Raw genomic sequence first — 11,842 nt, 5'->3', positions numbered from 1 at the left:
GCTATTGAATGAAAGAATGGTCAAAATACTTAGAAGATGTTTTCCTTTTACTTGGAATGGTTTTGATTGCAATTGCATGTTTTAGAATCTCCGTAAACACCGGGCTTTTTGTCTCAGGTGTTTTTTTCGTTTCCACTGCTTTTTTAATTAGCAGAGTCACCCTGAATCAAAATAAAGAAGATGAAATAGACAGGGGTGAATGAATTTGTTATTACGAGGACGACCGAAGATTGAAAATCGTGTAGCAGAAGAAGACAGCGGATCTCTATTGAGTCCTGCTAAGTGGTTTCGGAACATTTTTGCAGGTGTTGAAACGTCATCAGGGGAGCATGTCTCTTCTGAGAATGCGATTTTACATCCAGATGTGTATGCTTGTGTGAAAGTGCTTGCTGAAGATGCAGCTAAACTCCCTATAAAATTATTTCAGAGCAAAGAAGGAAGCGTAAAGACTATTCAAAACGACATTAGCAGGATGATTTTGCATAAGGTAAACCCGTATATGACCAGTTTTACGTGGAAAGCTCTTGTCATGTTAAGAATGGCAACCTGGGGGAACAGCTACAATCGTCTTGTCTATAATAGTGATGGTGATGTCAAAGCGATTTACCCACTTAATCCAGAGTCAACAAATACAAATATTGATCCTAAATCGGGGAAGGTTTGGTACTCAACTACGATCAATGGTGAGTATGTTGAACTGCACTATCATGAAGTCCTGCACTTCAAAAACCTATCTTTAGATGGCATCGTAGGTCAAACGCCTATATCAGTTATTCGAGATAATATTGGATCAAATAGGGCAGCCACAAAATTCAATGCTAAGTTTTACAAAAATGGTGGGGCACCGTTTGGTGTCATCAAAACACCGTCTTTGTTGAATAGAGAGAGTAAGAAGGTTCTTAGAGATGATTGGGAAGAAGTCAACGCAGGTCAATCCATTGCGGTACTTGATGCGGGTCTTGATTATTCACAAGTAACAATGCCTATGAAAGATGCTCAATTTATTGAATCTATGAAATGGAATCGTCAGCAAATAGCCTCCATCTATAAAGTGCCACCTCATAAAATTGGGGAATTGGATCGAGCAACCTTTTCGAATATCGAGTCACAGTCTTTGGATTACGTAAAAACAACCTTGCAGCCTATCGTGACAAATATTGAACAAGAATTGAACGATAAAATCCTTACTCCTGCTCAATTAAAAGAAGGCTTTTATTTTAAATTCAATTTGGAAACAGAATTACGTGGAGACAGTAAAACAAGAGCTGAATTTTACGAAGTCATGCAGCGTGTAGGGGCATTCACTATTAATAAAATCCTAGAAAAAGAGGATATGACAGGTATTGGAGAAATCGGAGATGAGCATTTTGGTAATTTGAATCTAGTTCCCCTTTCAATCATGAAAGAATATCAGTTAAGCAGGGTGAGGAAGGAGAATCTGAAAGGGGGTGACGGAGATGAAGAAAAAGAAGAAGTATTGGAACATGAAGCCACTGAATGATGTTTCTGCAGAAATAACTTTGTATGGTTCCATTACTGGCGAAGGCTGGTTTAGTGAAAGTTCTTCTAAAGCATTTCAAGCAGATTTGAAAGATTTGGGCGAAGTGACCGAAATCGATCTTTATATTAATTCACCGGGTGGTGATGTATTTGAGGGACAAGCAATCCACTCGATGCTGCAGCGGCATAAAGCGAAGATAAATGTTTATGTCGATGCGCTAGCAGGAAGCATAGCTTCTGTCATAGCAATGGCTGGCGACACTATCACGATGCCGAGTAATTCAATGATGATGATCCATAACCCTTACATGGGTATGATCGGTAATGCTGCGGAATTTAGAAAAGCTGCAGAAGACTTGGACAAAATCACTGATAGCATTGTTTCAACCTATTTGGCAAAGGCAGGAGAGAAACTAGAAGAATCGACCTTGCGCGACCTTTTAGATAATGAAACATGGTTAACAGCTGATGAGGCGTTGCAATATGGATTAGCTGATGCAGTTGCAGAGGAAAAGAATGTTGCAGCTCAGATAGATGAGAACATTGTTTCTCAGTTCAAAAACATACCTGCTACAATCGTTGCAAAACTATCCAAAGAACCTGAAAGCAATCAAGAGAACATCATAAACTTGAAACAACAACAGAATGCCATACATGCAGCACTCCTAGAAATTTAGGGGTGTTTTTTTATGGGAAATTTGAGGAGGAAACCATTTTGAAAAAATCAAAAACACAGAACAAATTGCTACGCCTGCCTATCCAATTCTTCGCTAAGGAAGGTATGACAGTAAAAGAAAGAGAACTACGCCAATCTTTAGCGGAAAAACGTGATGAGATCATGGCCCTAAATGATGAGGGCAAGGTTGATGAAGCTAAAACAATGCTTGCTGAGGCGCAGGTTTTGAAAGAACAAATTCAAAACTATGAAGAAATGCGAAATATGTACGTTGATTACGGTGATGAGGATCAGCAGGATGATCAGGGTGTTAAATCGCAGGTTGTTTCAAACGATGTCAGCGGTAAACAAGTATTAAATCATACAGAATTATTTGCTGATGCCATCATGAAAGGTAAGGCACCAAAACCATTGGCTGCAATGAAAGAGTCTGTGGATGAAGATGGAGGCTTAATTGTACCAGAAGACATCACCACAAAGATCAACGAAAGACGACGTCAATTTGATACGCTGGCTAATCTTGTTGATGTTATTCCAGTTGGCACAAATAAAGGCGCAAGAACGCTTGAGAAAAATGCTGATATGCAGCCTCTGGTCGACATTGATGAATTAGAAGATATTGAAGAATTGGAAAATCCAAAGTTTGAGAGAATTAAATACGACATTAAAAATCGAGCCGGTATTTTAGTTCTTTCAAATGATCTATTGAGTGATACGAGGGAAGCCCTCATGCAATTCTTAGTCAATTGGTTGGGAAAAAAATCAGCTGTTACACGCAACGTGAACATCTTGAAAGTATTGAACAAATTAGACAAAAAAGCTGTTTCCACCACAGATGACATTAAAGACATTACAAATGTACAGCTCGATCCAGCTATCAATGAAACTTCTGTATTTGTAACAAACCAGTCAGGATTTAACTATCTTGATAAGTTAAAAGACAACCAAGGAAGATACCTTTTACAGCCAGATCCAACAAACAAAACAAAAAAACTATTATTTGAAAAAACTGTACATGTGATTTCAAATAAATATCTTCCAAATGGCGGTAAAACAAAACCTAAATATCCTCTGATTATTGGTGATTTGCGTGAAGCAGTAAAACTTTTCGACCGTCAGCAGTATTCCATCCGATCTACTGATGTAGGTGGAAAAGCGTTTTATAGAAACTCAACAGATGTACGAGTTATCCAAAGGGATGATGTTGTGCTATGGGATGAAGAAGCTGTCGTGTTTGCTGAATTCACCGGAATTGAAGTTATTGATGAAAAGCCACCTGAAACTGATGATGATAAAGCTGTAGACGCTGGAAAATAAACAAAAAATGAAAGGAATTGATTAATCATGGCTAAAGATTTTTTGAATGAAAGTAATGGAGTATACACATCTGCAGAGGCTGGCGCTGATGGGAAACCTATCACGCCTGTTTCTATCAGAGACAACAGTGAAGAAAATCCTCTTATTGTTAAGGGATTAAAAGGTGATCCTGGTGAACAAGGTCCTCAAGGTCCAAAAGGTGAAAAAGGGGATCAAGGAGAGCAGGGGCCGAAAGGTGATAAGGGTGACGCAGCAGTATTAGAGTCTGGCTCTATTAAAAATGAACATCTAAGTGATGGCTCAGTAAATTCCCGGTCGATCGGCAAAGGCAGCGTTATGTGGGAAAATCTCAATTCTGCTGTAAAAGACTTGATCACCGAATTGCAAAATAGAGTCGAAGCTTTAGAAAACCCAAAATCTGAATAAAGGTGATGCCAAATGACTGAGGCAGAACAAAAAGAGCTTGAAAAAGCAAAAAAATACCTCCGCATTGATGGTGATGCGGAGGATGATTTGATTTTACATTTTATCGCTGCAGCAAAAGAGTACATCAGCTCTGCAACGGGTCTGAAATTTCCTAATAATTTAGCACGAGCAGAACTGGCCGTTATGTCTTTTGTGACTCACTGGTATGAGAATAGGCAAATATCCGGAACGACATCAAATCTTGATGGTGTGCTCACAACAATGGTCAATCAACTCAAATACTTGGTTGTGGATGGTGAAAAAGATGTTGAATGATATGAGGCATCGCATTCAGTTCCAAAAGAAAAAAGAAAAGAGTCGTTTGCCTGTCGATGGTGACAACGGCTGGGAAACTATGATTGAGTGTTGGGCCAAAGCAGAGGGATTAAAAGGTGCTGAATATTATGCTGCAGCTGCCATTCAAAAAGAACATACAATCAAATTCACCATACGTCACAGGGAAGATATCGACGAGCACATGAGACTCCTATTCCAAGGAAAAACTTACGAAATTGAGTCTATTACACCCAATTATTCAAGACTTCATTTCCTCACAATTAGAGCTAGGGTAAAGGCGGCGAAGTAATGTTTAATTTACAAATCGACGGCTTAGAGGAATTAGAGAATGCAATTGGCAACATGCAGAGAAAGGTCAGTAAGATGCATAAAGAAGCTCTTACAGCTGGCGCAACCGTGATAAAAGATGAACTTCATCCAAACACACCAAGATCCGACAAAGGCCAAAAACACATGCAGGATGATCTTGATATTACCAGGCTTCGCACTGATGGGGACGGGTTGAAATATGTGGCGGTTGGTTGGCCGAAATCAAAGTCACGTAAGGACACGAAGTGGAGAATTCATTTCCCTGAATTCGGCACCTTACATCAGCCAGCGCAAAAATTCTTTACGAGAACTGTCGATGCGAAATGGGATGAGGCTATACGTAAAGTAGCAGATAAATACCGACAGGCGCTGAGCAAACTATGATCAATCAAAACTTAATAAGGCGTGCAGATACTTGCAAGAATGCCATTTTTGAAGCGTTGGAGAATGATCCAGCGCTTTTGTCTTTAATAGACAAAGATGACATCTATGAGCTTGCAGTGCCAGAGGGTACAAAGTCGAGTCCACCGTATGTCGTGTTGCAAGAAATCAACTACAAACCGATCAAATGGGCTGATAACAGGCCCATACAAGATAGCGCAACCTATCAAATAGATGTTTATCACAATGCCGATCCGCAATCCATCATGGCTACAATCGGGGATGTGATGGAGCGTTTAGATTTTGCCCCAACGATACCCATTTCTGATTTTTTAGAGAAAGAGAGGTTAATCAGAAAAGGATATCGTTTTGAAAAAAATATAATACTAGGAGGCTAACTATGGCTGAGTACAGTTCAGTAACTGGTTTGCAAAATGTTCAGTTTGCACCACTGCAAAAGAAAGGGAAATTCTTTGTGCCAACTGAAATTTTAAAATATGAATATGCAATCAATATGAAGGTGGAAACTGAGACATCAACCGAGAAGCAGTATGCAGATAACAAGCTGGTCGATTTAGTGGTTTCAACTGGTTCTACAAAGCTAGAAATTGAAATGCGGGATCTTCCTATGGAAATTCTTGCGAAGTTGCTAGGAATCGAACAGGACAAAAACGGGTTGTACTTGTTCAAAAAGAACATTACCCCGCCGTGGGTCGCAATGACGTTTGAAGGTCCAAAAGCAAACGGAAAGTCTCGTCATGTCGGTTTAGTAAAAGGGCGTTTTTCTCTTCCAGGCGATGAGTGGAAGACAAAAGAAGATAAGACAGATTTCCAAACCATTAAACTGTCTGCGGAATTTGTTGACCGTGAGCAGGACGATCTTTTTAAAGTGGTCACAGATGAAGATGCTGAAAACTTTAATCTTGATGCTTTTTACAAGTCTGTTTTTGGAGAAGCATACAAAGATGATAAAACAGAAAACGGCAGCAGTGTTGATATTGGAAAAGGTGTTTAAGAGGGCTGAAAAGCTCTCTTTTTTCATTGGAAAATAAAAAACAAGGAGGAGTCACGATGACTCAAAAACAAATTTCTATCTCTATTTGGTTCGAAGAAGAGAAAAAACACAAAACATTTATTGCGCCAAGAACAAACGCAAAAACACTTTATGAGGCATTTGAGTTAGATGAAAAAGCAACAGAGACGAAGAATGCGAAAGAACTTGTTAAAAGTCTGAATGAACGAATCAAATTTATTGTACGTGTCTTTCAGAATCAATTTACTTTCGATCAGTTTCAAGAAGGCTTTCAATCCTTCGAAATTGCGGATGCAGTTAGAAAAATCATGATGGAGATCATGGGATTTAAAGCAGCCGAAACGCAGGAAGAAAAAGATTTTTTGCCCGACATGAAGGCGTAGATGAGCCTTTAAAAAACGGCAAAGATCAATTAAATAATATCTATACTAAATTACTTGAGCAAGGCTGGAAGATGCATGAAATTGATCAAATGGATATTTTTCATTTCTTAGAATTGAATGCATCAAGCAAAGCAAAAGAAGTGACGATTGATCAAATATTCTAAGTCTTGAAATCTTCGTCAGGAAAGCGGGGTGGTACATAAATGACTCAAGCAATCGGCAATATGGTCGCCAAAGTCAATCTGGATGACTCAGGTTTTAACAGAGGTATAACAGGTCTTCAAAGGCAAATGCGTCTTGCTAATTCTGAATTTAAAGCAGCTACTGAAATTTATAAGAATACCGGCAATCGAGCAAAAGAATTGCAAGCCAAAGTTGATGGACTTAACAATAAATATCGTATTCAGGGTAAAGTAGTAGAAGAGCATCGAAAACGTTATGAACAATTGGTAAGAGAAAAAGGGCGTGATAAAAGAGAAACACAAATTCACGCTCGAAAACTCAACGAATCCATCGCTGTACACCAGAAGCTAGAAAAAGAGCTTCGGCAGGTATCTAAAGAATTCGAGCAGTTACAAAGCACCAGCAATAAAGCAGCTGGTGTTTTTTCTGTTTTTAAGAAGAATGCTGGGGAAGTATCAGAAGAGTTACAATCTGTCTACTCTGCTGCGGGAATGGCAGGGAAGGCATTAACAGGTATCGGAGTAGCAGGCACCGTCGCAATAGGTGGAGCTGTTAAAGTGGCCGCAGACTTTGAAAAGGCGATGAGCAGGGTCGGTGCTGTGGCAAACGCCTCTTCTGTCGAAATGGATCGTCTCACAGAAAAGGCGCGTTATTTAGGGGCTACGACACAATTTACAGACGGACAAGTTGCCGAAGGAATGCAATACCTTGCAATGGCTGGTTATAAAACAAATAACATCATTGGTGCAATGCCGGGCTTGCTTGCTACTGCGGCAGCAGGGCAAACAGATTTAGGTGTAACAGCAGATATTGTATCTGACATCTTAACGGAATTTCACATTGCTGCAGAAGATACAAACCGTGTGGCGGACGCCATGACCTACACGTTCACTAACTCGAATGCGACATTACAGCAGATTGGTCAAACGATGAAGTACGCGGGACCAGCTGCAAAAACTGCAGGTGTCAGCATGGAAGAGTTAGCGGCCGCAACGGGCATCATGGCGAACAGTGGAATCAAGGCAGATATGGCGGGTACTGCATTACGATCCACCTTAACAAGGTTAGCATCACCACCAAAACAAGCAGGAAATGCAATAAATGAACTTGGCTTGAGCGTTACCGATTCTACTGGAAAAATGCGCCCTCTTGCAGATATTATTGGCCAAATTAACGAAAAGACCAAGAATTACACTGAGACTGAAAAAATACGTATTGCAAAACAATTGGCAGGGCAGCACGCCTTATCAGGTTTTATTACTTTGCTACATGCGGGTGAAGGTAAGCTTAATAAATTCACTAAAGAAATAGAAAACAGTGGCGGTATAGCTGAAAAAGTTGCAAAAGAGCAAATGGACAACCTTGCAGGATCTGTGGAATACCTGCGTTCAGCCGTAAATAACGCGGTTATTTCATTAGGTAATCAATTTATTCCTACAGTCCGCAAAGTGGTAGATGGATTAACAAAAGTCGTTAACTGGTTTGATCATCTTCCTCCATCTGTTATGGGAACTATTGCGGTTACTGGTGCAGCAGTTACAGCTTTCAGTCTTTTAGGTGGAGCTTCGTTGTTGTTATTGAGTCTCATCCCAAGAATGGCCGAAGGATGGAGAGTGCTGCGTACTGCTGGCACGTATCTGACAGGCACTGTCAGAGGATCATCAGCAAGTCTAGGCGTATACTCGACACAAGTTGCTACAGCGGGCGTTGCTTCACGAACTGCGGCAACTGGCATCAACACAGCTGCAGCATCAACAGCCGTTATGTCCACTCGAATGGGTCGTTTACAACAAAATACGGGTCTAGCGACGACTCGAATGGGCCGTCTAAATCAAACGGCCACAAGAACATCAAGGACAATGCGTGGTCTTGGCGGTACGTCTCGTATTGCTGGTGGCGGTTTAATGATGTTTGGTGGACCAATGGGTATGATTGGAGGTCTTGCACTCTCATTTTTGCCGGAGATACTAAAATTCGGTAAGGGCATAGTGATGATGGGTGTAAATGCCGTAAAAGGCGCAGGAGGATTCACAAAACTTGCAAAAGGCGGTTTTGGCCTGTTTAACATCCTTAAAAAAGGTGCAGGTGTTGTGAGTTTGCTTAGAGGCGGTTTATCTGTGCTTGGTGGTCCTGTAGGCATGTTAATAACAGGAGTCACGCTTCTAGGCGAAGCAGGTTTTAAATATTATGACAACCTGAAAAAACGCGTCTTACCAGCAACGATAGATTTTGGTGATAAGGTATCTGAATCCACTTCTAAAGCTATAAATGCTTATAAAGACATGGAGACAAAAGCCAATGCAAAATTAGACAGCCTTTATCGACATCAAACAAAGATCACAGATGATCTAGCCAAAGATATAACAGGTAAATTCTCAGAGATGGCAGGCACGTTGAAAAAAGGTTACCAAGACAGTGCTGATAAAGCCTTAGATGTTTTGGGTAAATTCTATGCGGAAAATGATGCTCTTAAAGATAAAGACGAGCAGGGAATTCTTAAGAGCATCGAAGAAGGTAATCAGAAAAAGCAAAAGGCAATAGAGAAACACGAGAATAAAGTAAAAAAAATCTATGAAAAAGCAGCTAAAGAACACCGTAAATTAACTAAAGAAGAATGGAAAGAAGTCAAAGAACATACACAAGCAATGAATAAAGAAATTGAAACGGCTCTTACAAAAAGCAAGGATGAACAAACACTCATTTCCAAAAAGCTAAAAGCTGAATCGTCCAATTTATCTGCAAAGCAGGCTGCCGCAACGGTGAAAAATAGTAAATCAGCAAAAGACAAAGTCATTAGTGATGCTGAAGAACAATACAATGCAGTTGTGAAAGCTGCAGATGACCAGCGTTACGTCAAAGGTAATATTAGCCAAGAAGAACATGATGCGACCGTTAAAGCTGCAAAAGAACAAAAAGATAAAACAATAGAGAAAGCTGAAGAAACTCATAAAGGCGTTGTGAAAGAAGCAAAGAAACAAGCACAAGGACACATCGATCAAGTTGATTGGGAGACTGGCGAAGTGCTAGATGAATTTAATACATTTATTGTTGATTTAGCTGGTGTCGTCAATACCGTTACTGACTATATCAATAAAGTCCTCGAATTCATGAACATGAAGACAATTCCTGAGTGGAAACCTAAAGGATACGTAAGTAAAAAAGGCGGCGCAAAAAATGCATATGCCAAAGGTACTGACTACCATCCGGGCGGTCGTGCGCTGGTTGGTGAGGAAGGATATGAGCTTGCTCATACTCCGGGTATTGGAACATATATGGTCGGCGTTGGTGGTCCTCAAATTTGGGATTTACCTCGCGGAACATCAGTCTTGCCACATGACGAGACCAAAAAAATCACTTCACAGGGCTTACCGGGTTATGCAGGCGGTGTTGGTGATTTCTTTAAAAAGGGCGTCAAAAAAGCTGGTGAAGTAGTCGGCAAGGTGAAAGATTTTGGGTCAGATATGTTTGACCTTGTGATGGCTGGTCCAAAGAAAATTATCAGCAATATATTTGGCGGTCTTATTCCCTTTAAATCCGGCAAAGGGATAGACGGACTTGGAACAGGTATTTTAAAGACGATTCAAAAAGGAGCTTTAGGATTTCTAACAAAATCGTTAGGTGATTTTGGAGGCGATGGCGGAGCATTCAAAGGTTTAGGTGGTAGTGCTGCAGTCAAAAAGTGGGTTGCACAAGCTATCGGTATCACAGGCATTTCCCCATCCTATGCAAAAGCATTAGAAACCATTGCCATGAAGGAATCAAGTGGTAACCCGACATTAGTTAACAGATGGGATAGTAACTGGAAAGCAGGACACCCATCACAAGGGCTTATGCAGTTTATACCAAGCACATTTTCTGCATACAAAAAGTCTGGATATGGAAACATCAAACATCCAGTACACCAAATTGTTGCCGCAATTAACTATCTTAACAAACGTTATGGCGGTATCTATAACCATCCGGGATTAAAATCTATGGCGCGCGGTGGCCCTTACATCGGTTATGCATCTGGTGGTGTCATTGACAATCATCAAATTGCGCAGCTAGGGGAGAACGGTTGGCGCGAATATGCAATCACCACTGAACCAAAGTACCGTAAGCGTTCTTTACAGTTGTATTCTAATCTCGGCAAAGAGCTTGGGGTGCCTAGTTTTGGAGAAGGTATGATCTCCACAGCTTTACAGATGCTTGATCGCATTAGTAACAAAGGAGACAAGCCTCAGAGCAGGCAGCAAGATGGATCTGACATGAGACAGATGATTGAAAATCAAAACAAGCAAATTGGTCTTATGGCTCAACAAATAGACCTGTTGTCTCAAGGATTAATGATGATGCAGAAGGGGTTTGAACAATTAATTGCGAAGGACCCTAACTTCAAAATTGATGGTCGAAAAGTTGACCAAACCACAGGAGATAGATACAGAAAACAAGCATTTATGAGTGGGGTGAGGTAGATGGAATTATATATTGATTTTAACAATGGATTGGGTGAGCAAAGTCTAAATGACTTGCTTCCTCACTTCCATCCGTTAAGCCTGACACCTGCCTCACCAATTGTTGAATTTGAGACAGTGTCATTGCCACGAATTAACGGTATCATGTTACCGCAACATCCACGGGATGTGAAGTACAAAGAAAGACAGATTCAGCTTGAAATATATATGAACTCAATCATTGCTGAAAATTTCTACAGCTATAGAAGTGAACTATATGCTTTATTAGTTAAACCGTACCCATACTATATTGCTTGCGATTTATTCCCAAACAGGCGCTTCTTGGTGACTTGTGATGGGAATTTTTCAGTTCCAAAGGAAAAAGAAAAGAATCATGTTGTGTTTACAGTAGAATTTACGGATGTTTTGGGTGCTGCTGAATCGAAAAGTACATCACTAAATCGTCAATCATTTGAGGGTGAACGGTGGAGTCCTGGAATGAATATTGAGATGCGTGACGACCTAGAGTATTCATTCAAGAATAAAAAAACGTTCAGCATCTACAACATCGGAGATTTTAGAATCAACCCTTTGAGGCATGATTACCAAGTGACGTTGAAAGCCAAGGGAAAAGGTGTAACCATCATCAATCATACAACGGGGGAGCGATTGAAAATTGAAGATGAGTTAACTAAGTCACGCGAAGTTTCTTTTATTAAACAGTACACCGTTGCTAACAAGAAACGTCTCAAGACATCTGGTAGGCTTCCGTCACTTGATATCGGCAGAAACGATTTCGAAATCCAAAACGCCAGCGATATTGAAATTGTGTTTGACACAAGGTTCTATTACGCATAAGGAGGGG

Annotated in this window: 13 protein-coding genes; all 13 read left to right on the top strand. The window is 40.4% G+C overall.

Features of this window, described 5'->3' with window-relative positions; genetic code table 11:
• Positions 1-8 precede the first annotated feature (8 nt).
• The 13 genes from NST39_RS16290 to NST39_RS16230 all read left to right on the top strand — a co-directional run bounded on the left by NST39_RS16290 (position 9) and on the right by NST39_RS16230 (position 11,835).
• Positions 9-203, top strand: coding sequence for a DUF1056 domain-containing protein (locus NST39_RS16290; protein ID WP_216927557.1), 195 nt, complete (start codon positions 9-11; stop codon positions 201-203).
• 2 nt (positions 204-205) lie between these two features.
• Positions 206-1,501, top strand: a complete 1,296-nt coding sequence (locus NST39_RS16285; protein ID WP_341029301.1) for a phage portal protein — start codon at positions 206-208, stop codon at positions 1,499-1,501.
• Entirely contained in the window at positions 1,458-2,177 is a 720-nt protein-coding gene (locus NST39_RS16280) for a head maturation protease, ClpP-related (RefSeq protein ID WP_341029300.1), read from the top strand. Before NST39_RS16285 ends, NST39_RS16280 begins: the two co-directional genes overlap by 44 nt.
• A gap of 38 nt (positions 2,178-2,215) precedes the next feature.
• Positions 2,216-3,493, top strand: coding sequence for a phage major capsid protein (locus NST39_RS16275; RefSeq protein ID WP_341029298.1), 1,278 nt, complete (start codon positions 2,216-2,218; stop codon positions 3,491-3,493).
• Positions 3,494-3,520: 27 nt separating this feature from the next.
• Entirely contained in the window at positions 3,521-3,919 is a 399-nt protein-coding gene (locus NST39_RS16270; protein WP_341029297.1) for a collagen-like protein, read from the top strand.
• Between the two features lie 12 nt (positions 3,920-3,931).
• Entirely contained in the window at positions 3,932-4,234 is a 303-nt protein-coding gene (locus NST39_RS16265; protein WP_003216495.1) for a head-tail connector protein, read from the top strand.
• Positions 4,224-4,544 carry a phage head closure protein gene (locus tag NST39_RS16260; protein WP_003216322.1) on the top strand — a complete coding sequence of 107 codons (321 nt, stop codon included), beginning with the start codon at positions 4,224-4,226 and terminating at the stop codon, positions 4,542-4,544. The genes NST39_RS16265 and NST39_RS16260 overlap by 11 nt, the downstream gene beginning before the upstream one ends.
• Positions 4,544-4,948 carry an HK97-gp10 family putative phage morphogenesis protein gene (locus NST39_RS16255; protein ID WP_341029295.1) on the top strand — a complete coding sequence of 135 codons (405 nt, stop codon included), beginning with the start codon at positions 4,544-4,546 and terminating at the stop codon, positions 4,946-4,948. Before NST39_RS16260 ends, NST39_RS16255 begins: the two co-directional genes overlap by 1 nt.
• Complete coding sequence (gene gp17, locus NST39_RS16250) at positions 4,945-5,343, top strand: tail completion protein gp17 (protein ID WP_341029294.1); 399 nt, start codon at positions 4,945-4,947, stop codon at positions 5,341-5,343. Before NST39_RS16255 ends, gp17 begins: the two co-directional genes overlap by 4 nt.
• A gap of 2 nt (positions 5,344-5,345) precedes the next feature.
• Positions 5,346-5,960 carry a major tail protein gene (locus NST39_RS16245; RefSeq protein WP_341029291.1) on the top strand — a complete coding sequence of 205 codons (615 nt, stop codon included), beginning with the start codon at positions 5,346-5,348 and terminating at the stop codon, positions 5,958-5,960.
• Between the two features lie 56 nt (positions 5,961-6,016).
• Positions 6,017-6,361, top strand: coding sequence for a phage tail assembly chaperone G (gene gpG, locus NST39_RS16240; RefSeq protein WP_106035272.1), 345 nt, complete (start codon positions 6,017-6,019; stop codon positions 6,359-6,361).
• A 203-nt stretch (positions 6,362-6,564) separates the two neighbouring features.
• Positions 6,565-10,998, top strand: a complete 4,434-nt coding sequence (locus NST39_RS16235; RefSeq protein ID WP_341029286.1) for a phage tail tape measure protein — start codon at positions 6,565-6,567, stop codon at positions 10,996-10,998.
• Positions 10,999-11,835, top strand: coding sequence for a phage tail domain-containing protein (locus NST39_RS16230; RefSeq protein WP_217012945.1), 837 nt, complete (start codon positions 10,999-11,001; stop codon positions 11,833-11,835).
• Positions 11,836-11,842 lie beyond the last annotated feature (7 nt).

Origin of the sequence: Bacillus sp. FSL W8-0645, from assembly GCF_038007905.1 — a bacterium.
In the GTDB taxonomy this organism is placed as follows: Bacteria; Bacillota; Bacilli; order Bacillales; family Bacillaceae; genus Bacillus; species Bacillus pumilus.
Note: the sequence above shows the minus strand (reverse complement) of the source record. Positions and strands in the feature narration are given on the sequence as shown.

What these genes read in the sequence shown, in the direction of transcription:
- NST39_RS16290 (WP_216927557.1), top strand. Translation starts at nt 9, where the DNA reads ATGAAAGAATGGTCAAAATACTTAGAAGATGTTTTCCTTTTACTTGGA.
- NST39_RS16280 (WP_341029300.1), top strand. Translation starts at nt 1,458, where the DNA reads ATGAAGAAAAAGAAGAAGTATTGGAACATGAAGCCACTGAATGATGTT.
- NST39_RS16270 (WP_341029297.1), top strand. Translation starts at nt 3,521, where the DNA reads ATGGCTAAAGATTTTTTGAATGAAAGTAATGGAGTATACACATCTGCA.
- NST39_RS16265 (WP_003216495.1), top strand. Translation starts at nt 3,932, where the DNA reads ATGACTGAGGCAGAACAAAAAGAGCTTGAAAAAGCAAAAAAATACCTC.
- NST39_RS16260 (WP_003216322.1), top strand. Translation starts at nt 4,224, where the DNA reads ATGTTGAATGATATGAGGCATCGCATTCAGTTCCAAAAGAAAAAAGAA.
- NST39_RS16255 (WP_341029295.1), top strand. Translation starts at nt 4,544, where the DNA reads ATGTTTAATTTACAAATCGACGGCTTAGAGGAATTAGAGAATGCAATT.
- gp17 (WP_341029294.1), top strand. Translation starts at nt 4,945, where the DNA reads ATGATCAATCAAAACTTAATAAGGCGTGCAGATACTTGCAAGAATGCC.
- NST39_RS16245 (WP_341029291.1), top strand. Translation starts at nt 5,346, where the DNA reads ATGGCTGAGTACAGTTCAGTAACTGGTTTGCAAAATGTTCAGTTTGCA.
- gpG (WP_106035272.1), top strand. Translation starts at nt 6,017, where the DNA reads ATGACTCAAAAACAAATTTCTATCTCTATTTGGTTCGAAGAAGAGAAA.
- NST39_RS16235 (WP_341029286.1), top strand. Translation starts at nt 6,565, where the DNA reads ATGACTCAAGCAATCGGCAATATGGTCGCCAAAGTCAATCTGGATGAC.
- NST39_RS16230 (WP_217012945.1), top strand. Translation starts at nt 10,999, where the DNA reads ATGGAATTATATATTGATTTTAACAATGGATTGGGTGAGCAAAGTCTA.